The organism is Pseudoalteromonas maris, from assembly GCF_049257235.1.
GTDB lineage: Bacteria > Pseudomonadota > Gammaproteobacteria > Enterobacterales > Alteromonadaceae > Pseudoalteromonas.
The window spans coordinates 135,523-158,859 of record NZ_JBMMUF010000002.1 but is presented as its reverse complement, the minus strand read 5'-3'; the positions used below and the strand labels follow the sequence as shown (position 1 = coordinate 158,859).

The window sequence follows — 23,337 nt, the reverse complement described above, 5'->3', positions numbered from 1 at the left end:
GATGACCTTTGAGGTATGAAACTTGTTCAAACCAACGTCCTAGTTGTTGGGTAAAAACAATGGCCCAAGCGGTGTTGATGGAATTTGCCACTTATCAGGGTAATCTACATCCACCAAATACAAGCCATTCGGTTTTGCTGTTGCGCTGGCTTGAGTACGGTCTTTGATTTGCAGTAGGTGCTGCATCCAATCAGGCTCTTGTTCACCAACACCAATGTCAATCAAACAACCAGTAATGTTACGCACCATGTGATGTAAAAACGCATTGGCTTTGATATCTATAACAATGTAATCACCAACCCGCTCAACATTGAGATGATGGATATTACGAAATGGTGTGTTCGACTGACAGTGAACGGCTCTAAATGACGTAAAGTCTTGCTCACCCAGCATATAAGGACATGCTGCTTGCATGCGTTTTTCATCCAACGGATGATGATAATGGGTGACTCCAGAGCGCAATATACCTGGGCGATAAGGATGATTGTAGATGACGTAACGATAGCGCCTAGCGGTTGCGCTAAAACGAGCATGAAATTCATCATCTGTTTGCATCGCGTAACGCACCGCGATGTCATCAGGTAACTGCGAATTCATACCTAAGGTAAACGCCCCCATGTCTCGCTCAGCATGAGTATCAAAATGCACCACCTGACCAGTTGCATGAACACCCGCATCAGTGCGACCTGCACAAGTGATATCGACGTTATGATTACAAATTCTCGACAGAGCGGTTTCGATTTCTTGTTGGATACTGCTTACATGTGACTGACGCTGCCAGCCACTGTAGCGAGCACCGTTATATTCAATTCCTAAAGCGACGCGCATGGACATTCTGTATTAACTAAAATTTTCCGCATTTTATCTGCTCCGAGGGCAAATAGCTAATGTGCACCATAAAGAGCCTAACACTGAACATAAAAAAAGCAGCCAAGGCTGCTTTTATTCGAGATTTAATCTTTGAGTCGCTCTTTGAGTGCTTGCGCCTCTTCTTGCAAAGACTCAGGACCGTTATCTAGCACTTCCTGCAGCGCCTCTAAAGCGGAGTCGACATCATCAATTTCAATGTACGCTCGTGCCAAATCAAGTTTGGCACTGTAGCCGCCCTCTTCGGTGTCTACATCCGTTTTCTCAGAGTCCTCAAGCAAATCATCAAATTCATCAAGCCCTACATCCATATTGGCGTCTGTGTACGGCTCTTCTTGCGGATCTACTTCATCACTTTGCTCTAACAAATCTTCAATCTCAACGTAAGCCTGCTCATCGATAGGCTCTTGTGAGGCATTATCGGCTTCCGAGCGAGACTCTGAGTCAAGCTCATTGCCCTCATCAAGCAATGTCGCGAGATCAAGCTCTTCGTCCTGCTCATGGCCTTCAATATCGTCAGGTTCTGCCAATTCGTTGAGCATGGCATCAAAGTCTGTTTGTGTAAGATCCGACAAAAAGTCTTCATCCATTTGCGAATCATCGAGTGCAGCTTGTTCATCATCGCCATCTTCGAATTCCCCTTCGAGCGAGTCATCTAATGAATCGTCAAGTGAGTCCTCAATATCAAACTCTTGAGTTGCCGACATTGCATCACTGAGGCGCTGTTCGTCATCACTATTAAACTCTTCATCCAACTCCAACTCAGGGTAATCTTCAAGCTGAGCGCTGGGGTTTTCAACGTCCCCCAATTCAACATGCGAGTCGTCGCTAAGTGGCTGTTCATCATCGTCGGATAGCGGATCGTCGCCTAAATCTATTTCTAAACTCGGCTCGTCAAAATCTGAAAAGTCATCTTCGAGCTCAGCAACCGCTTCATCGCTGAAATCACCATTAAGTTCTCGCTCTAAGTCCTCAAGCGAGCTTGAGGGCTCGTCAACTGACATTTCACTATCATCTTCAAGCAGATCACTGCCTGTTGCTTCTTCATCTTCTGCTTGCGTATCAGCAAGTTCCTCTTCAAGCAGGCTATCTACATCGAGTTCATCTTCAGCCACTGCGCTGTCATCTGCAGCCACTGCGCTGTCATCTGCAGCCACTGCGCTGTCATCTGCAGCCTCTTCTTCAAGCAAGCTATCCACATCGAGTTCGTCTTCAGTCACTGCGCTGTCATCTGCCGCTTCTTCGAGCAGGCTATCAACATCGAGTTCGTCTTCAGCCACTGCACTGTCATCTGCGCCCTCTTCTTCGAGCAGGCTATCGATATCTAAATCGTCTTCAGCCACTGCACTGTCATCTGCAGCCTCTTCGTCGAGCAGGCTATCGATATCTAAATCGTCTTCAGCCACTGCGCTGTCATCTGCGGTTTCTTCTTCAAGCAGGCTATCAACATCGAGTTCGTCTTCAGCCGCGGCGCTGTCATCTACCGCTTCTTCTTCGAGCAGGCTATCGATATCTAAATCGTCTTCAGCCACTGCGCTGTCATCTGCGGTTTCTTCTTCAAGCAAGCTATCGACATCGAGTTCGTCTTCAGCCGCGGCGCTGTCATCTGCAGCCTCTTCGTCGAGCAGGCTATCAACATCGAGTTCGTCTTCAGCCTCTACGCTGTCATCTGCAGCTTCTTCTTCGAGCAAGCTATCAACATCGAATTCATCTTCAGCCGCTGCGCTATCATCTGCGGTCTCTTCTTCGAGCAGGTTATCGATATCTAAATCGTCTTCAGCCACTGCGCTGTCATCTGCAGCTTCTTCTTCGAGCAGGCTATCGATATCTAAATCGTCTTCAGCCACTGCGCTGTCATCTGCTGCTTCTTCAAGCAAGCTATCAACATCGAGTTCGTCTTCAGCCGCTACGTTGTCATCTGCAGCTTCTTCGAGCAGGCTATCAACATCGAGTTCATCTTCAGCCGCTGCGCTATCATCTGCAGCTTCTTCGAGCAGGCTATCAACATCGAGTTCATCTTCAGCCGCTGCGCTATCATCTGCAGCCTCTTCTTCAAGCAGGCTATCGATATCTAAATCGTCTTCAGCCACTGCGCTGTCATCTACCGCTTCTTCTTCAAGCAGGCTATCGATATCTAAATCGTCTTCAGCCCCTGCGCTGTCATCTGCGACCTCTTCATCGAGCAGGCTATCGATATCTACATCATTTGATTCACTCAACGTATCGTCTGTTAGATGTTCCTCTGCCAACTCTTCAGAGAGCGCGGCCATGGCTTCATCACTGGCATCACCTTGAGGTAGATCCGCAATGATATCGCTGGGTTCACTTTCCCCTTCGGTAGCAAATAAGTCATCGATATCATCCTCATCCAACACATCGTCAGGCTCACTTTCATCAGGCAAATCAACACTGATGTCATCATCACTTGGCATATCGAAATTCTGCTGCAACACAGCTTCTTCTTGGCTGACCGGCGCACCGTCTTCGTCGTCAAATACGATGTCATCATCACCTAATAAGTCGTCTAACTCATCTTTTTCCAACACAGAGTCGATATCTTGCGACGCATTCTCATCTTCATAGAGCATGTCATCATCGGTACTTAGAAAATCATCGTCGTCATCTAACTGGATCCCTGGCTCATCTAAGGGATCGTCCAATGGCTCATCCAATACGTCATCTAAAGGCAAATCATCCAGGCCATCACTGCCGTCATTGAGGTCTAGGTTATCAATACCACTGGTTGTGGGCTGAGGATTTAACGTGGGTGATTGAGGAATAAATTCGTCATCGCTTGTCGCGAGCGGTTCTTCTTTTTTACTGCGTCTTTTTAGCAGGAATATAACCAAGCCTAAAATTGCAATCGCTGGGATGGTCATCATCAAAACGAGTTTGAGCCAACTCGGCATGCTATCAAGAATACTTTTGTTAGCCTCGGCCTCTGCTTTTTGCTTTCTTGCCATTGCTTCACGTTCAGCAATAATTTGAAGCAACTGCTGCTGCAACTCTGCATCCTTTTCATCAAGTTGTGCTTTGACCAAGCCTAATTGCTCATTGATCTTCTCCAACTGTTCTTTGAGTTGCTGATTTTCTGCCAAGATAGATTCAACATCCGTCACTGACATTTTGAACTGCTGTTGTAACTGAGCAAGTTGTTCACTCTGCGCCTGTTTAACTTGCTCAAGCTCAGATTTTAACTCTGATTTGGCCTTCTCAACATCAGCTTGGCGGGCTGACGTCGTTTGTTGCGCTACGAGGTCAATTTCGCCAGTGTCAATCTTGCCGGTACGGATTTTTTCCCATAGCTTATCGTCGAGTTCAGATTTCTGGCGTGCTCGTTGTGGGTCTATCGATTTGATTTCTCGCAGTGAAGGAATGCGCAGATACGCGCCCACACGCATGTGGTTAAGGTTTTTATCTAAAAAGGAATCAGGATTTTTTTCATACAAGGCGACCATCATTTGATACATGGTGACCGAGTTATCAGGCTTAACCTTTGCTGCTAATCGCCACAAGGTATCAGTGGATTTAATAGGGCCAATAGAGCGTCCTTGTTCACCGAAATCTACGCCCTTAGGGCCTCGGATCTCAGTACTCTCTGCACCTGCTCCGCTGTGGGTAAGGGCTGCAATCAAAAAAACCAGTGTGACTAAAGCGCGCATGCTTATCCTTTAATAACTAAAATGCTCTGTGCAGATAGGTAAAAAATGACCATTTTCTGACTATTCGTTTTTATTCTTATGCTTACCAGCAAGCATCATTCCACTTTCAAACTATAAACCAGTTATTTATGAATATCCACGGCCTTCCTAGCAATTTGCCCTGTTTATGAAGTTTTTGATAAATAACAAAAAAGCGGCTCTAGGCCGCTTTTATTATAGATAGTGTGCAATTAACTCTTCGGCTATCTGCACACTGTTAGTTGCAGCGCCTTTGCGAGTATTGTCACTCACCACCCACATATTCAAACCATGTGGATGAGAAATATCTTGCCGCACGCGACCCACATATACCGTGTCATTGCCGCTTGCATCTGATACTGGCGTTGGGTAATCGTGCTCATCTTCAATAAGCTCAACACCTGGTGCATCTTGAAGTAGCTGTTTAACATGCTCAATGTCCACAGGCATACGTGTTTCTAAGTGAATGGCTTCTGCGTGACCAAAAAACACTGGCACACGCACCGCAGTAGGGTTAACCATTACAGTTTCATCACCCAGAATCTTCTGCGTTTCCCACACCATTTTCATTTCTTCACGGGTGTAGCCATTTTCTTCAAACGCATCAATTTGCGGAATGACATTAAAGGCCATTTGCTTAGGGAATACTTGGTTGTCCATAGGACGACCATTCATCAGATTCGCAGTTTGCTTGGCTAGCTCATCAACCGCCTCTTTGCCTGCCCCTGAAACCGCTTGGTACGTCGACACATTAATACGCTCGATACCATAAGCATCGTAGATAGGTTTTAGCGCAACTAACATCTGAATAGTTGAGCAGTTTGGGTTGGCAATAATGTTGCGATTACGAAAATCAGCGAGACTTGCACTGTTCACTTCTGGAACAACAAGCGGGATGTCGAAGTCGTAGCGAAAGTGCGAGGTATTATCAATAACAACACAGCCAGCGTCAGCGGCTATCGGCGCGTACTTTTCAGACACGCTTCCGCCTGCTGAGAATAAACCAATATGTGCTTGAGAGAAGTCAAACTCTTCCACGTTTAGTACTTCAATGGTTTCACCATTGAATTCAATTTCTTCACCCGCAGAGCGGCTACTGGCCAGCGGGAAAAGCTGACCCACTGGAAACTTTCTTTCGGCCAATGTTTCAATGATCTGACGACCCACAAGACCTGTGGCGCCTAAAACCGCGACATTAAATTTTTGCGACATGCTTTTTCCTCAAGGCGTTAAATACTAAAACCAAACGCAGCCAACGCGTTTAGATTAGGGTTGCTACCTGTAAGCTTAAGCGTACTTAACTCACGGCGAACCGGGTAATTCTTTCGCAACACATCAAAGCCATGGCTTTGTAATTGTGCTCTCAATATGGCGTCATCACGACGCACATCATAAATAAGGTGAACCAAGGAACCTAGTTCATCTAGGCTCCATGTATCGCTGAGCGTTAATGTCTGTAAACTCGGTGTTGGTAAATGATCAACCAAGCTACTGCTTGGCGCAATATCTAAATGCTGACATAACGCTTGGTATAACATCAAGGTGCCACGGCCCTTGCCTTCCAATGTATGGCCAGCAATATGCACCGAAGCAAGCTCAACAAATGGAATTAATTCTTCAAGAATATCCGGCTCATTTTCCCACACATCAAGCACTAGACATAAGTCATCATGCTCTTGTTGGCGAGCCAGTAGAGCTTGGTTATCAATAACATCACCGCGACTGGCATTAATGACTATTTTATTCGCTGCCAATGCATCAATTCGTGCCTTATCGAGTAAATGATAGGTACAGTGCTGCCCTTCTTTGACCAAAGGCACGTGGAAAGTAACAATATCAGATTGTGCTAGCGCATCGTCTAACTCATGCCAGTTGCCGTTATCCCCACGCGCTTGGCGAGGCGGGTCTACCAGCAAGGTTTTCACACCAACAGCAGCGAGTTTGTCCGCTAAGCATTGACCTATGCTACCGACTCCAACAATGGCGATGGTTTTTTCAAAAACAGAAAAGTGCTGTTCTTGTGCCAACGCAAAAATAGCACTGAGCACGTATTCAGCCACCGCAATTGAATTACAACCTGGCGCACTTGAGAACGGCACATTGCGACTTTGCAAATAGGTTTGGTCGATATGGTCAACTCCGATAGTTGCCGTACCAACAAACTTAAGTTGGGTGTTTTGTGCAAGCAATGCTTCGTTGACATTGGTTACTGAGCGCGTCAGTAATACGTCAGCATCCTTGGCTTGCTCTGGGGTAAGGGACCTGCCATCAAAGCGTATTATTTCTCCCAATGGCGAGAAAAAAGCTTCTACTAATGGCATATTTTGGTCTGCTAATATTTTCATTTTTAGTCCCAGCGACAACAGCGGAGCGCTATTTTAATCATGTGCTGCGCACAAAGCAAAAAAGCCACGCATTTGCGTGGCTTTTTGTTCGCTAATACATCAATTAGCCTTTGTATTTGCTCATAACGAGCGTTGCATTGGTGCCACCGAAGCCGAAACTGTTCGACATAACTGTGTTCAACTCAACGTCACGACGCTCCGTTACAATATCAAGGCCTTGTGCTTGCTCATCTAGCTCATCAATATTAATTGACGGTGCTACAAAGTTGTTCTCTAGCATCAGTAGAGAGTAAATTGCTTCATGCACACCTGCTGCGCCTAGCGCGTGACCTGTCATCGCTTTAGTTGCACTGATAGCTGGTGAATTACCACCGAATACTTCTTGAATTGCACCTAACTCTTTAACGTCACCTACCGGAGTAGAAGTACCGTGAGTGTTTAGGTAATCAACAGGAGTATCTAAGTTTTGCATTGCTTGGCGCATACAACGTACTGCACCCTCACCTGATGGTGCTACCATATCGTAGCCATCTGATGTTGCACCGTAACCTGTGATTTCAGCGTAGATTTTAGCGCCACGAGCAAGCGCATGCTCTAACTCTTCAACAACAACAATACCGCCGCCGCCAGAGATTACGAAACCGTCACGATTTGCATCATACGTACGTGATGCTTTTTCTGGAGTTTCATTGTACTTAGTAGAAAGCGCGCCCATTGCGTCGAATTCCATCGCTAGCGTCCAGTGTAGCTCTTCACCACCACCGGCAAAGATCACATCTTGTTTGCCAAGTTGGATTTGCTCAACTGCGTGACCAATACAGTGTGCCGATGTTGCACATGCAGAACTGATTGAGTAGTTAACACCTTTGATTTTGAAAGGAGTAGCCAAACACGCTGATGTTGTACTAGCCATAGTACGCGGAACCATGTAAGGACCAACGCGCTTAACACCCTTTTCGCGCAGAGTATCTGCAGCTTCAACTTGATACTTAGAAGAACCGCCGCCTGAACCTACAATTAGACCAGTGCGTTCGTTAGATACATGCTCTTCGCTTAGATTTGCATCTTCGATTGCTTGTGCCATTGAAATGTAAGCATATGCCGCTGCATCGCCCATAAAGCGAAATGCTTTACGGTCAACGTGCTCTTTAACGTCTAGGTCGATGCTACCAGAAACTTGGCTACGCAGGTTGTAGTCAGCAAACTCTGGGTTGTAAGCGATACCGCTTTTGCCTGATTTAAGGGACTCTAATACTTCTTCTTTATTATTACCGATGCTTGAAACAACACCGATACCCGTAATAACGGCTCTTCTCATGAGAATTTACCTTAGCTTATATCTAAATTGCGTGTAGTGTACGCGGAAACTTACCCTAAAGTGGTCATTCCAGCGTACATATGTACTCTGAATTTTTCAAGCGTGTTGCGATGATCATTGTGTGACAATATACGTCGCCCTTTAAAGGGGCTAAAATAGCGTCCAAATTGACCATTATTGAGCTGCAATGATCACCCACGCAACAATCCATTTTAATGAAACAGGCACTCCAGTTGCCGACGATTTTGATGATGTTTACTTTTCAAACGATGATGGCCTAGCTGAGTCTGATTATGTATTTTATCAGCATAATCAGGTAGATGAGAGACTAAAATCGCACCCTCGCCGTCATTTTGTGATTGCAGAGACGGGATTTGGTACAGGTCTGAACTTTCTTAATGCTTGGCAGCGCTTTGAATCATGTGCAGATAAAACAGCAACGCACTTACATTTTATCTCCTTTGAAAAATACCCTATTCGCAAAGAAGACCTTGCGACTGCGCTCGCTAATTGGCCGCAACTGCAACACTATGCACAACAGCTAGTATCACAGTACCCAAACGCGATTGCCGGGTGTCACCGTTTACACTTTGACAATGTGACACTGGATCTGTGGATTGGTGATGTTCACGAGTCCTTGGCCAATATGAACTATGGCACTGGGGGCTTGGTTGATGCGTGGTTTTTAGATGGTTTTGCACCAAGTAAAAACCCTGACATGTGGCAACAGAGTCTATTTGACGCCATGGCGCAACTTGGACGAGAGCATGCGACTTTTGCCACCTTTACAGCAGCGGGATTTGTGCGCCGAGGTTTACAGCAAGCCGGTTTCGAGGTGAATAAAGTAAAAGGCTACGGTCGCAAACGTGAAATGGTCGTTGGCCGGTTAACCTCGCCCTCAGCCAAAGCAAACTGCCCACAACCTTATCAACGCGCACCGAGAGCCCTCAATAAGGTTGCCATTATCGGTGGTGGCATAGCCAGTGCGACATTGCTGCACAGATTAGGAGCTAGGGGCATAACAGCGAGCTTATTTTGCAAAGATGATAAATTGGCACAAGGCGCTTCGCACAATAATCAAGGTGCTGTGTATCCGCACTTGCAAGCGGACAACTCACCTGCGAGCGAATTTTTTGCACACAGTTTTGTGTATGCACGTCGCTTTTATGATTCATTATTGGCCCAAGGTCATCGTTTTGATCATCAATGGTGTGGCGTGTTGCTCCAAGGTGTGAAAGATGAAATCGTCGCGCGCCACACTAACCTAGTTGAAAAGAATAATTGGCCTACTTGGCTTATCCAAGCGGTTGATGCACAACAGGCCAGCGATATTGCGGGTGTTGATACTCCTTTTGGTGGCTTATATATTCCTGAGGCTGGCTGGGTGAGCCCACCTCAACTTGTCAATGCAATTGTCGACGCGGCATGCCACGCGAGTAACCACACTATCAATATGAACTGTGAGATCACCAAAATAGCGCGCAGCGATGGTCAATGGCTAGTGCACTCGCAATGTGGCACTTATGGTCCATTTGATGATGTATTCGTGTGTACGGCTGAACACAGCAATGCCTTATTAGAGGGCGATGGCATTGCTTTGCAAAGCGTACGTGGGCAAGTGTCACACTTGGCACAAAGCGCACAATCAGCCAAGCTCAAGACCGTGTTATGCCACAAGGGTTACTTCACACCGAGTGTGAACGGCGAGCATTGCATGGGCGCAACCTTTACCAAAAACAGCCAAGCGCGAGACATTCGTGATGAGGACAACCAGACTAATTGGCAACAGTTCTCTGGATTCTATGGTCAGTGTGAGTGGACACAAATGTTGGGAGAGATTAATGGTGCAAAGGCGGCTATTCGTGCCACCTTTGCGGATCATTTACCGATGTTTGGTCAATACCCCCAGTTGGATGAATACCAGAGGACTTTTCCATTATTGCCAAAAGGTAAATGGCACAGTGAGCAAATTCTCACCCATGAATATGAAGGCCTACATCTATTCACTGGCCTTGGAGCTCGTGGACTTTGCACCGCACCATTGTGCGCAGAAACGCTTGTGGCCAGTATATGTGATGAACCAATACCGGTGAGTTTGCGTGTTGATCATGCGCTTCATCCTGCGCGTTTTATAATTCGCAACTTAAAACGCGGACAAATAACATGATTTTTTGTTAAACATGGGTTAACTTTATAAAGTAGCCAACTTCTTTAGTACACATGTTTCTGTGTTGAGACAAACAGTTAGGCACTATTTATTAAGCGAATTTCATAAATGGAGTGGAACCATGAGCAACGCCCTTCGTCGAGCGGCAACCATGTTATCAGCAGGTATGCTACTTGCGCTAAGCCAACACGCTATGGCTGATTTATCTGTGCTGCCTTTGCCTGAGGATTTTCAAACCCGAATGACGGTAGATAAAAAATACCCGATGGTGTTAGACGGTTTCACTCGATTAAGCGACGCAGAAGTTCAGTCCTTCTACAGCAACAAACTTGGCGAGCCAATGAAAACCACCAGCGATATTGGCCGTTTTACACTGTTTTATACGGTAAACAGCCACCCTGTGAAAATCAGTGTATATCAACGTGGTGAGTGGACTGAGATAAGCGCGATGGTGAGCGCTGCTGCTGGGAGCGACATGTAGCCTCTCACTCGATTAATTAAAAAGCCAGCATAACGCTGGCTTTATTATTTATGCGCACTAAAACTACGCGATTACCTTTAAGGTTTTGCGATTTGAATCACTACCCTACGGTTTTTGCCTCGACCAATCACGGTTTCATTAGGTGCGACATGACGCTTCTCACCAAAGCCCGTGGTCACTAACTTACCCTCATCAACACCGAGTTCTTTAATGTAAGTGGCGATCGCTTCTGCTCGGCGAATAGATAATTGTTCGTTAATCCAACGCCCACCATAACTGTCGGTGTATGCCGAGATCATGATCGATTCAATTTCTTTGTCATGCTTCAAATATTCCCCAATTTGCTGCAAGCGCTTCTTAGAAGACTTGGTCAACTCACTGGAGTTCTTTTTGTAGTTCATAACAGTAAAGGCAATATCTTCGAAACTATAGGGTAAGAGGTTGTCGCGACATTGGATGAACGACCAGTATGCGTCTTTAAAATTAAGCGATGAAAGCGCTACAGCAATACGGTCTTGTTCATTGCGCCAATCTTGGTAGTAAAAGGTAGGATGGTTGCCCTTTTCTAGCTCTGACAGAATTTGCCACGTGGTTTTATTGCCTAACTCACCATCGAATTGGCGCAGTAACTCCATTGATGCCAAAGGTCGAGCCTGTTGGCCCGGGCGCCATCGTGGCGGAACCGCCTCAAGTGAAGCTAAATCATAAGTGTCGGGTTGCACGACCATATCAAGGTTGAAAAGCAAGTCACGATTTTTACTGGCATTGGCGCTAAACACTGCCTCGCCGTAATAAGGTACTTCATGATTGAGTTGGCATTGGAGGCGAGAATTTGCCACTAAATCCCAATGTGATGTAGCCGCATCGGCTTCATATGTGCGCATCGCCCCGTGAGCAAAGGTACTTGCCCCAAGTGCTAATGCGACAACTGAATACTTAATCATGAAACTCCCTACCTTGTTGGTAATTTGACACCCTAACTGACCCTAGAAACAAAGCAATTATTGTACCAAACGCCCATATACTGGATGGGCTGTCACAAATATTTACTACTGCCCCTGTAAGCCTACTCCAGTTTTTGACATAATAGCCGACCTTTAAAGGCATTGGGCAGTAAATTGATGGCAGACGCACAACAAACACTTTTCGCAAAACGTTTTCGTGGCTTCTTTCCTGTAGTTATCGACGTAGAAACCGCAGGCTTTAATAATCAAACGGATGCGTTACTCGAAATTGCAGTCACCACGTTAAAAATGGATGACGAGGGTGTGCTAAGCCTAGATCAAACCCAACATTTTCATGTTAAGCCCTTTGAAGGCGCCAATATAGAGCAATCAGCTATTGAGTTTAATGGTATCGACCCTTTCTCTGAACTGCGTGGTGCTGTTGATGAATCTGAAGCCATGAAAAGCATCTGCAAATTCGTGCGCAAGGCGCAAAAAGACGCGGGCTGTCAACGCTCTGTGATTGTGGCGCATAATGCTGCATTCGATCACGGCTTCCTTAATACGGCTATTGAACGTTGTAAAATTAAGCGCATCCCATTTCACCCATTTGTGAGCTTCGACACCACATCACTTGCGGGGTTGGCGCTTGGCCAAACAGTACTTGCAAAAGCATGTCGTGCGGCAGGAATAGATTTTGATAATTCGCAGGCGCACAGTGCTTTATACGATACCGAACGTACAGCTGAATTGTTCTGTTACATCGTCAATAAGTGGCAAGCGCTGGGAGGCTGGCCATTACCTGAAGAAAATACAGACGAGCAAGAAAACACTAATAACGAGCAAGACAACTAAATCGCGTTTGCTCCCCCTCACTTGATTTTTTGCACTGGCGACACCATATAGATTAAAGAGTAATCAATTAACTACTTTCAATGGTTTAGCAGCTCGTAGATTTAACGAAATGTATTGATAAGCCAGAACGTAGGGGCTACAATGCCCGCAAATGTTGACGTTATTGCCTAAGGCAATGAGTTAACAAGTACTGAATTTTTGGATTCAGGGGCTGATTAGGATTCGACGGGATTCAAGAAGCCTGAGGTGCATGTCGAGGTGCGGTTGGCCTCGTAAAAAAGCCGCATTTAAAGTAATCGCAAACGACGATAACTACGCTCTAGCGGCATAATAGCCCGCTAGCACTTCTCCGGTGTATGTCTGTGGACCCGGTTCTGAAGTGTCACCCTACATGGACTCGCTACGGAAACCCTGGCCGGGGTTGAAGGGCTAAAACTAAGCGGCCTCGCCTTTGTTTATCGTGTTCGTCCGAGACTCAAAGGTTAACCAAAAGACGATACTAAACATGTAGGACCGATGGTCGAGGTTTTCCGGACGGGGGTTCAAATCCCCCCAGCTCCACCAATAACAAACCCTGTGCTGATAAGCACGGGGTTTTTTATTGCGTGGAATTCGGGTGGTGAATGAAACCCCACGGGTTCACAAAATGTCGGGAGCATTTTGTACCGCGCAGGCGCCCGAAGGGGCAAATGCATGGATGCATTTGAGTACAATCCCCCTATAGTTCGACACCCAAACAAACCCTGTGCTGATAAGCACGGGGTTTTTTATTGCGTGGAATTCGGGTGGTGACAAATTTGCCGGAAGCAAATTTGAACGTGCTTTGTACGGCCCGAGCACAGCGAGCGGTGAAAGGCAGGATGCCTGAAATCATAAACCCCACGGGTTCACAAAATCTCGGGAGCATTTTGTACCACGCAGGCGCCCGAAGGGGCAAATGCATGGATGCATTTGAGTACAATCAGCACAAACTACATCTTACATAAAAAAGGCGCTCTACAGCGCCTTAAAAACATCTAAAATCGCAAAGCCAAACTTGCTTTAGTTATCCCTTCCCCTGCTCCCTTATAAGCTGCTTAAGTTCTTGGATTTCTTTGTGTAGGTCTTCAATCGTTGGTGTGTTGTCTTCGGCCTCTTGTTCTTTTCGCGCCTTTGCATGTTCGTCTTCCATCACGTTTACAACAATACCAATCACCATGTTTAAGAACGCAAATGCGGTGAAAAAGATAAACGATAAATAGAAGATCCACGACATGGGGTAGACTTCCATGGTCTCGTATTGAATGTCTGTCCAATCTTCAAAGGTCATGATGCGGAATAAGGTCAACATTGAGATGGCGATATCCCCCCAAAGTGTTGGGTTGATGTCTTTAAAGATAAAGCTGCCGACAGCGGCATAAATGTAGAAGATAATGAACATCAGTAATATTACATAGCCTAACTGCGGCAAGGCTTTGAGCAGTGAGTTGATAAGTACGCGCAGCTCTGGCACCACCGACACCATACGCAGCACACGAAACACTCTCACTAATCGAGCCAATAGCGCCATTTCACTGTCGTTGATTGGAATAAGGCTAACGGCAACCACCAGCGTGTCGAATATATTCCAGCCTTTTTTGAAGAAGTTCTTCTTGTCGTCATCGGCAATAAAACGAATGGTGATTTCGAATAAGAAAAAAACTGTGATGAATACATCAAGTACTTGGGTAAACGACAAGGCACCATCAGGTAGCGCGAAAGTCTTTGCCCCTATTTCAAGGGCTGAAATGATGATCACTGCAACAACAGTGAGCTCGAAAAACTTATTGTTTTTAAGATTGTTTAATGAAGTTCTAATGTTTTCGTACATGATTATATAAAAGCTGTGAATCAAAAACGCAGTGGCCGCGATTTTAGCATTGGAAAATGAATTGCAAACGCTTTATTTGTAATTACCTCTGTTTAGCGCCAAATTGCACCTGTACGTTCGCTTCGCCTTAGTAAACGTCTCAGTAACTTACAAAAGTTAATTTGTACCTATACGGCAATGGCTTTTGCTGCTGGCCTCTTTCGGTTCTTTGACTGTTAAGGTATCTGTGGTGGTGTTGTCTGGACTTTGCCAAGTGATCGCAGAGAAGGTATTTAATGCTGTTCCGCCTAAATAAGCGCTGAGGTTTTGCAACAAATCGATTTCTTTTACGGTACTGATATAAGCAGCGCTAAGAGCGAGATCCTCTGTTGAGGTGTAAGCATTTAGTTTATTCAATGGTACTTTGGCAGTACCATTTTTGCTGTGCATGTAGGCCGCGCTACCTCGGCGGTTATTTACGTTAATGGCAAAACGCCATTGTCCGGGGCACGGGTCAATCACCCGTAAATGAACAAATTCCTGGTGCGACCCTTGATCTTGCAGAGACTGTTCACCATAGGCCGAAGACCCTGTTAAATAGGCTGCTTTAAAGCCATTGATAAGCTGCGTATTATGCTGTTCAGATAAGTATATTTGCCCCGATAAAGGATCAATTTGGATATGCGGATGCCCTAAGCGCAGTGGCTCTCCCTGTGGAGGATAAACAACTAACTCTAGTAAGTAATCGCGCTCAGACCATTGTAATTCAACGTCAATGTATTCAGTGCTCCCAGCCATCCCACCTGATGGGGTAATGGGCAAAGATGCAAAAATGAGAAATAAAAAGAATGCCGCACCAAAGCCCGCCGACACTAAGTCTAAAAAGCTCATTGTAAAGGTGTTGGTTTCGCTGCGCCTTGCTTTAGCCATAACTAACTTCGCCCTTCACAAAAACCACTGGCATTGGCGAATTTCAGGTATAGATCATGCTGCTTGCTAATATCTAATATAATGTTTTGACTTCCTTGCTTGGCTCTTTTTACCTGCAATGTACAAAACTGCGGCAAACCACCAACGGTGAGTTGCACCGCTAATTCCCCCGTTAAATCAATATCCTGAGATACCACTTTGACAGGCGTTTTGAGGCCCTGTGCAAAGTGCACAAGCACGCCATAATACGTGGCATTTTGGTGGCTTATTTGGATACTGCGCTGGGCATTGCCGCTATTGGATTGTACTAAGATTGAGTCGAGCAACGCCTTGTTTGTAGTAACTATACGTAACGAAGCGGTGGCAAAACCTTGATCCATTTGTTTTTGAATGGAGCGTGCCGTTTTATTCCATTGTGCTTTGGCGCTACCCGAGGCTAGCGAGTCAGTCGACGTCAGTTTCACGATGGCCACAAATATCAGAAACAGCGCAATAGACGCTCCTAACACGCAGGTCAGCACATCAGTAAAACTTAACGACAATACATCAAGCTCCTCCCTTTGCTTACTCGCCATGGTGTTTATTTCCGTAGAGCTCATAAAGGTGAATATCAAGTGAAGATACGGCCCAAGATTCAAGTTCTTGAATGAAGCTCCCTTCACTTTTCGTTTGCTGCTCGTTAAAGAAGCTCACAACGATACCTGCTACCAAGGCGATAAATGTAGTCGCAAATGCAAGTCCTAATTCTCCCGCCAACTGGCTGATGGCATCAGCGCGCTGCGCTTGAGTGGTGGCCCATACTATGGAGTCTGCTTGCGTTAAACTATTCAAAATACCGCGCACCGTGCCAATAAAGCCAAGTGCTGGCAAAGTCATTGCCGCCCAACGGATCACCCAGCGGGAGCCGTAAAGTTTATCGTCTTTTAAGCTTACCGCAGCACGTAAATCCTCGGTATTAAACGTGGTTTGCTCTGAGTTTAACTTCCCTTCCACCAACGCTTTTATACGCGCTATAGCACTGTCATGCCCCACCACCATGGTGCCTTTCCAATCTAGGCTAAACTGCTTGAGTTGAGTCAAAATGATGCTGTGATACTGCTTGGAAACATGCTCACTGCCTTGAGCACTCTTGTATGCGTGTGCATTAATCTCGAAAAGCTTTTTAAGGTGGAACATTTCACATTTGCGGCGCACAAAACGCAGTACAATAATGTTGAGAATGAGCGCAGCGAGGAAGAACATCCCCGCCTGCTCATAACCACGTATTTTCACCAAACTCTCGTTAGCCTCAGATACCGCGGCGTCTGAATGCAATTGGCTAAGTAGATACATAATCAGGTTTTGTGAGCCAACCATGACCTGGTAGCGCTGCTCGTCAGTAACGCTACTTTGCAGTTGATCTAATTGACTCAACACTGTGCTATTAACGCCCCACCCTTGTTGATAGCTTTTAACCACACTCTTACCCACCAACAATTGCGTTAAAATGTCGGCGTCACTATGAACATTGGGCGGCGACATAACTAACCCTGCATAAGGTAACTCATGCCAATATTCGCCATTGAATTGATACGGTAAATCGTTAGGCGAGAAACCACCTTGATTCATTTTCTCGCTAAGATAGTGAAATGCCGACTGGGTATCAGGCACCTTAAGTTGCACATTGGCAATGGCTGTCGCTAAATAGAATTGATAGAACTGATTCTCCTCCTCCCCCAGAGTCATAACACTGTCTTGACCCAGTGCTCCCGCCAGTTGCACTATCATGTTTATGGTCGAAATTGAGCTGTCGAGATGATTTAAGCCATCTTTTTGCGTCATCACATGGGCAAGATAAGCCGCGGCAGGAAAGCGCGAAAATTCACGGATATCCGATGGCATAGTGATTTCTTGTGGGTCAACAATACCGGCTGCTTTAAACAGCACCAGCAACTGCTCGTCCGAGAATGTCTGGTTGTTATAAGCAGGTTCAGCATCAGCGCTCAAAGGCGTTTGCGTAACTTGTGTACAGTCGCCTTGTGCAAGAGTGGGTTCATCTTGGTATAACGGGCACAAAATATTCGCGTGATGATAGGCGGCGACAAGATGAGCTTGCGCGCGCTTTTGCATGGCACTGTAAATGCTTAAACCAATAACCACTGCGAGCATGGTAGCCAACACGAACCCTAAACCACTGAGCTCAAAATTGGGCCCTTTAAACAAGCTCATCTCTTTAAAGTTAATTTTGGGCATCTCGACACTCCTTCAAGTCAAGCAAGTTTAATGGGTAAATTTGCGGGGTGAATTGGGCATAAGCTTGCCCTGGATTTTGCAACATTTGTTGCACACTCATCGCGACATGTATTTTTTCTAAGCACGATTGCATCGCCTTGAGGTTGGCGCTTATTTTTCGTCCATTATTCAATATATTCATCGGTTTAGCCAACACTCTGTCGCTAGATTGACTGAGCATAACCGTGATGTCTTTGGCATCGTACAGCATCAAGGTATCGAGCCCTTGCTGGGGATCGCGCCCTACACTCACAGTGAGTTCATCACTGCTTAGTTGTGGCAACAGTCCTTTGAGCACCTCAACCAAGCGCGCTTGCTCTGACTCACTGAGAGGGCGATTTTGGCGGTAGGGGTTGCGCAAATCGATATGCACTGTTAGCGGCTTTAATCCTTTACGCAACCAATATGTGGTGATGTTTAGGCCTCGATGTGCAGGGTGTGTAAGCACCAAGGTGTTGCTATCAAGGTCTTGATACCAAATACGAATATCTGGGTTATTGCTGTATTGGGCAATCAACTCATCACGGAACTTATCCGTACTGAACCAAGGATATAGTGGGTCTTGCTCAGCAATAGTAAACGAATGCTCACTGTTTATTTGATTTTGCACAGCGCTGACATAGTACTTTTTATAACTCACCCCTTGGGTAGGCAAAAACTCTGTGCCGCTATAGCTATTGTCGGCCAGCATGAAGCTAAATTTAACCGGCTGCTGTTTGGGTAATTCGCCCGTGAGCACAAACGTCGCTGCGGCATCATCCACTAAAAAGTATTCATCAGCATTACTTAAAATAAGGTTGTTAGCGTCGTAACCTGCAAGTTGTGGTAAGGCAAACATGCCGGCGTCACATATGTGCACGTGCTCAGTGCTCGGTTTAAAGCCCAAGTCTTTTAGGTAGTATGGATCAACGCACAAATTTAAGGCGTAAAACGTTTTCTCTGTGGTGTGATAAAACAGCTTAACGCTTTGCTCCCAGTCGCGTTTGGCATGATAGGGGTAATAGTCAACTTTGGCACTGACTTCGTAATCATCAAAGAAAATGCCTTCATCGAGCGTATAACTCAGCGTGATTTTACGAATATGGCCACATTCTCGATTGTTATCGACCTTGTTTACTGCTTTTTGTATTAGTTTTGATTCTATAGCGGTTACAGCATCATCATAGCCCCAATACTCCAGCTGCTTTGACCCTATCTCTTCATGGCGTTGCTCAATAACCTTATAGTCATCAACACTAATATCCTCAAAGTCATCAACAAATCGGCTGCTGGCATAACATTTAGGAATTTCACGTTGCAATTGCCCACAAAAAACGCGTTTTTCGGCGCTCGGCGCATAAGTAGATTGCACATTACCAATTTGATAATTGAGTAAATGACTGGCTTGATTACATTGACCGCCAAGTTGGATATTACTTTTGTACACACCATACCAGTGCGGCTCAACCGTATCGTCACTGCCACACAGTAATTCCTTTGCTTGCTGATTAAATGACAATTCATAGCCGCGCGACGCGTCACTGTAGCTAAAACGCGGGTAACCGACATGCACCGTTTGATAAGCGTATCGGTTGTTGCCCAGCGCAGCACAATAGTTGTTCACCGCATACTTGCCAATTTGCCCTCCCCCTGTTGTAGATGGGTTTGTGGTTGGCGCAGGAACGACAGGTTTAGGGTTAGGCGTGCCACCGCTATTTTCATCATCTGAAGAAGATGTGCCATCGCCATTTGAATCGTCTCGCTGCGGCTTTCCTTGAGACATGCTTCGCACCTGCCCTTGCGCATCAAGCAACGAAACAGTGATATCGTCTAGCTTGGTATTGAGTAAGGCTTTAATGTCGACTTTGAGTAAATTCGACAAGATGTTCAGCAGCAAACGAGGTGATATGGTGTCAATAGAAGGAGCTAGCACATCCACATTAAGACCCAGCACATTCATTTCCAACGACGCGAGCGCCAATGACAATTTCGCCTTAGCGCCAAGCTCGTCCCACCCTGCTAAATCAAGGCCAAATTCCGCATGGGCCGTCGGATTTTCAAACCCTGTGTTGGTGAGCACACCGAACTCTGCCCGACCTATAGCTAAGTGCTCTGAGCCCTTAAAGCGGATCACTTCATTTTCTACATCTACGATTAGATCGTTTTCATTGAGATCCAAGCTCAACACGGATAGCCTTGAATGCGTTGAAAATAGCTTTTGAGGGCCGTTAATCAGCCCCTCTGATTCCGCCTTAATAATCTGTTCAAACATGGGGTTGGAGTGTGCTTGGTAATGAACGCGGGCTTCTTTGAGTGCCACTTCACCGTGGGCGCTCAGCAAGGACAATGAGTTGGCGACCACTAAGTTACCGTTGAGTACAAATTTCAAGTTAGCCATATCGCTCAAATCCAGCTCGCTTTGAATTTTTGCGACATTGGCAAGACTCGCATCCCCAGCGGTAATGTCTCCAATGAGCTTTAAACTTGGCTTACGCGTGTTGTACACCACCCCCACTTTTGACAACACCACATAACCAAAATTAATTGCCGCAGGTATTGCCGCTCCCACTTCTTCTGGCAATACCAAGCCTTTATGTGAGAAAGCCACTCGATTTAAACGCACATCAAAGAGCACTAAATCAATTTTAACGCCCATGTTGATACCGTAAATACCATGCTCGGGCACTAGACCCACAGTGGGCGTTTTCGTAAATTCAAACACACCTAGTTGTTTGGGCGCTAACTGATTAAGTGTTGCCAAGACTGAGTTCTTGATAGTGTCATCCACATTAATGTCGTGGATTTTAAATGGCACAAGATCTACCTGAACAGGCACGGAAATACCGTCATACACTTGCAGTTGGGCTTTAATACCCAGAACAAAGGTGTCAGTGGTCGTGATATTTGCTGATATGCCACTAACAGGACCAAATGCTTTAATGCTCAATTGCTGGTCCAACTCGTTGTTGATGTAGTTTGTTAGGGAATGTTTGACAGCGCCCACCAACGCTATATCAAGATTTTGTTCTGTCGCTGAGATAAACACCCTGCCCAAAGCAACATCATTTAAATACGGCACATCTACCAACGTTGCGTAAAAATACACGCCACCTTTATCAACGCCAGCCTTATCTATGCGCACATACTCACCCAGAGCATCGAGTGCAGGCGCTGCAAGTTGTTGAAGATACAGCTCAAGGTCTTTGGCACTGAATTTTGCCTTATGTAAGTGGGCCGATAACTTACCGTCACGATATTCCAGCGGTAATTCTTGAATCAATAACGAGGCATTATTCACACTTGCCTCAATACTCACTGTGTATTGGGTTTCGCTGAGGCGTTCATGGCTCAGGTATCTAAATTGCACACCAAACAAGTGTAAAGGCTGAGTAAAGTCGATGGCTGGTACTTGCTGCCACGCTAACTCGATTGCTTTGTCCTGCGCACATTGCTGCGCTTGCGCTTTCAAGGTGCCTAAGGCGTCCCTTAGAAGCAAAGTTACATCAGACAGCGGATACTCAATACGCAAGGTGCTGTTTAAACGACACTCCATCACCTCAGCGGATAAGTACAATTCAACACCAAACTGTTGTTTATGAAAAGACGCCGCAAAGTGCTCAACAAATTGCATGACTTGCGGATCAAGTAGCTGCGTGAGCTGCGCTCGTAATTCATCGTTAAGGTTTTTTGCTAGTTCGTCTTCAATGTGTGTTCGGGTAAAGCGAACACCCTGCTCTGTGAGCTCATAATCCGCTTTTATGTTGCCCAAATGTTGAGACGCTTTCGTTGCTCGGATGATAAAACTGCCCGATATGGATTTACTTTTGGCATCGTACACCGCGCTAATATCTTGCGAAGACGCATGCAAAATAAAGTCTGAATAAGGTAGTTGGGCGTCAATGTAAGGCAGTTTTTGCACCCATTGTTTTACAGCTCGTTGCACATGACTGGAGACCTGAGTATTAATAAACTGCGTCAGGGCTTTTGTGGGCTCTACAAAGCGTCCATCTTTTAAAATTTGCAAGGACAAGGAATCAGTACTGGCGAGCCCTAAAACCTTCATTGGAAGCTTGAGGGTGACATCATTTAAGTCAACACTGGCCTGAATTGATGCGTCGCCCAAAGAGAGCGAATTTGGCATACCAAGGCGTATTAGCGCCTTCTTAAGTTTGCTTTGATCGACACGTGCATTAGCTTTAAGGCCCTGTTTTAAATAGCGAAATCTAAGTTTATCAGCGCCTTTCTCAACGGCTAACGCATCGATATAAATACCCAATTCTATGCGCTCAGCAGGCTCATTGTACCTGACATTATCAACGGCTGTATTTTCCACTGGCGCTGTGCAACTTACCGCCTCTGCGTCACAGTTTTGCGCAAGCTCCACGCTGCCATCATCCAATTGATAATAGAAACTGGCCTGATAGGCAATTTGCCCATTTACTTTATCTGATTGTTGTTTGAGCACTATTTTTAACGCTAAACTTCCGAGCGCTGAGGAGATGGCTTCGGATGTTTGTGACACGACATAATCACTTATTTGCGTACTTGCCTGTGATTGCCAATCCTCAGCTAGGGTTTGCACTTTATTAATAATACGTTTGGCTATTTGCTCAATACGCGGTCCAAATGTGTTTACTTGTTGCTTAACGATTTCATGCTGCTCTTTATAGTGCGCACTCGCCCTTTGGGTGTCGTTGAGCTCAGAGATATTTTGATACGCTGCTTTATCTAACTGTGTTAATAACCCATGTAATTGCTGATGATCAATGCCCAAATACGGGGCGATTTCTGGAGGTAACTTTACCGCATAACGCAACACAGCAATATGTGCCTGAAACTTTGCATATTCAGTAATGGCGTCACTAACCACCTGCTCAAGCACCTTAGTTAACCCATCATAATCGTCCAATACTTGCTCAATTTGCTGCTGTTTTGATTCCAGTTGTAACAACAAAAACGGGCTTACATCAGGTAGGTATTTGCTTAGTGTTTTACCCGCTTCAACCACCATCAATTGCTGGTCAAGCTTACCTTGATAGGACGCTAAGCACTGTTTTGCACTGGTGTTTTGTTGTGTTAAAGACACAAAACATTGAGCAAATGAAGTTCGCTTATTATATGCATCACACAGTTGTTGTTGGGCTTGTTCAGAGTGTTTTACATGTAAATCTTGTAGTGCAGTGGCTATTTCGTTGGCTTCTAACAAGGCAATGAGTGACTTAAAGGCCGTTTTATCCAAACTACTAATGACATCTTTGACAGCTACGTCTGTTCGCGCCGTGATTGTATTGCCAAGCTCCACACCTCTTGGTGTTACTACACATTCTAATGTGGGGTAATGAGCACGCATTGACGCCATTAAATTAGTCAGTATGTCATTTTTAAGCGCTAACAAGCTTTGTTGCTGTGCCGTGATATGTTCATTGTTAAGCGAATTGCATTGCTGTGCAGACCATGTGGGGCTGGGTAGAAGACATTGATAGTGAGAATAAGCCCTGATTTGCTTCTCAATCATCAAAAATGAGGAATTTACTTGCTCTGCAATTGCACTTTTACATAAAAGGGAAGAGCAAACCAGGCTAAAGGTAATAAACCGTCTAAATATTATGCTTGTGGGTGCACGAGCGAATAGCTTTATTATTATCATAATCAATACGCTGAGTTAGTTTAAT

The 23,337-nt window shown here is 45.5% G+C and carries 14 protein-coding genes and 1 other RNA gene; 4 read left to right on the top strand and 11 right to left on the bottom strand.

The genetic code is table 11. The features are described 5' to 3' along the window. Positions 1–39 precede the first annotated feature (39 nt). The 5 genes from truA to fabB all read right to left on the bottom strand — a co-directional run bounded on the left by truA (position 40) and on the right by fabB (position 8,210). On the bottom strand, positions 40–828 hold the full coding sequence (gene truA / locus AAEU32_RS03735) for a tRNA pseudouridine(38-40) synthase TruA (protein WP_421969187.1): 789 nt from the start codon (positions 826–828) through the stop codon (positions 40–42). Positions 829–953: 125 nt separating this feature from the next. Continuing rightward, positions 954–4,529, bottom strand: a complete 3,576-nt coding sequence (locus AAEU32_RS03730) for a FimV/HubP family polar landmark protein (protein WP_421969186.1) — start codon at positions 4,527–4,529, stop codon at positions 954–956. A gap of 213 nt (positions 4,530–4,742) precedes the next feature. Further along, the gene (locus tag AAEU32_RS03725; RefSeq protein ID WP_421969185.1) at positions 4,743–5,759 is read right to left on the bottom strand and encodes an aspartate-semialdehyde dehydrogenase; all 1,017 of its coding nucleotides are present in this window, start codon (positions 5,757–5,759) and stop codon (positions 4,743–4,745) included. A 17-nt stretch (positions 5,760–5,776) separates the two neighbouring features. Continuing rightward, complete coding sequence (locus AAEU32_RS03720) at positions 5,777–6,892, bottom strand: 4-phosphoerythronate dehydrogenase (protein WP_421969184.1); 1,116 nt, start codon at positions 6,890–6,892, stop codon at positions 5,777–5,779. 103 nt (positions 6,893–6,995) lie between these two features. Further along, positions 6,996–8,210, bottom strand: a complete 1,215-nt coding sequence (gene fabB, locus AAEU32_RS03715) for a beta-ketoacyl-ACP synthase I (RefSeq protein WP_421969183.1) — start codon at positions 8,208–8,210, stop codon at positions 6,996–6,998. A 187-nt stretch (positions 8,211–8,397) separates the two neighbouring features. On the opposite strand from fabB, the gene mnmC reads away from it, so the two are divergent. Then, positions 8,398–10,377 carry a bifunctional tRNA (5-methylaminomethyl-2-thiouridine)(34)-methyltransferase MnmC2/FAD-dependent 5-carboxymethylaminomethyl-2-thiouridine(34) oxidoreductase MnmC1 gene (mnmC, locus tag AAEU32_RS03710; RefSeq protein ID WP_421969182.1) on the top strand — a complete coding sequence of 660 codons (1,980 nt, stop codon included), beginning with the start codon at positions 8,398–8,400 and terminating at the stop codon, positions 10,375–10,377. A 121-nt stretch (positions 10,378–10,498) separates the two neighbouring features. Next, positions 10,499–10,858 (top strand): hypothetical protein, encoded by a 360-nt coding sequence (locus AAEU32_RS03705; protein ID WP_421969181.1) that lies wholly within the window; start codon positions 10,499–10,501, stop codon positions 10,856–10,858. 77 nt (positions 10,859–10,935) lie between these two features. On the opposite strand, the gene AAEU32_RS03700 is transcribed toward AAEU32_RS03705, so the two are convergent. After that, a complete protein-coding gene (locus tag AAEU32_RS03700; protein ID WP_421969180.1) occupies positions 10,936–11,802 on the bottom strand; it encodes a flagellar protein MotY in 867 nt (288 codons plus the stop codon). Between the two features lie 177 nt (positions 11,803–11,979). Here AAEU32_RS03700 and rnt point away from each other — a divergent pair, with 177 nt between their 5' ends. Next, a complete protein-coding gene (rnt, locus tag AAEU32_RS03695; protein WP_421969179.1) occupies positions 11,980–12,657 on the top strand; it encodes a ribonuclease T in 678 nt (225 codons plus the stop codon). Between the two features lie 207 nt (positions 12,658–12,864). Next, positions 12,865–13,221: a transfer-messenger RNA gene (gene ssrA / locus AAEU32_RS03690) on the top strand. A gap of 481 nt (positions 13,222–13,702) precedes the next feature. Here ssrA and AAEU32_RS03685 read toward each other — a convergent pair. From AAEU32_RS03685 to AAEU32_RS03665, 5 genes are all read right to left on the bottom strand, one after another. Further along, complete coding sequence (locus AAEU32_RS03685; RefSeq protein ID WP_421969178.1) at positions 13,703–14,506, bottom strand: ion transporter; 804 nt, start codon at positions 14,504–14,506, stop codon at positions 13,703–13,705. Positions 14,507–14,662: 156 nt separating this feature from the next. Next, positions 14,663–15,415, bottom strand: a complete 753-nt coding sequence (locus AAEU32_RS03680; RefSeq protein ID WP_421969177.1) for a hypothetical protein — start codon at positions 15,413–15,415, stop codon at positions 14,663–14,665. Between the two features lie 2 nt (positions 15,416–15,417). Beyond that, positions 15,418–15,990 (bottom strand): hypothetical protein, encoded by a 573-nt coding sequence (locus tag AAEU32_RS03675; protein ID WP_421969176.1) that lies wholly within the window; start codon positions 15,988–15,990, stop codon positions 15,418–15,420. Then, positions 15,980–17,647: a MotA/TolQ/ExbB proton channel family protein gene (locus tag AAEU32_RS03670; protein WP_421969175.1), complete on the bottom strand. Its 1,668-nt coding sequence runs from the start codon at positions 17,645–17,647 to the stop codon at positions 15,980–15,982. The genes AAEU32_RS03675 and AAEU32_RS03670 overlap by 11 nt, the downstream gene beginning before the upstream one ends. Then, positions 17,634–23,060: a hypothetical protein gene (locus AAEU32_RS03665; protein ID WP_421969174.1), complete on the bottom strand. Its 5,427-nt coding sequence runs from the start codon at positions 23,058–23,060 to the stop codon at positions 17,634–17,636. The genes AAEU32_RS03670 and AAEU32_RS03665 overlap by 14 nt, the downstream gene beginning before the upstream one ends. Positions 23,061–23,337 lie beyond the last annotated feature (277 nt).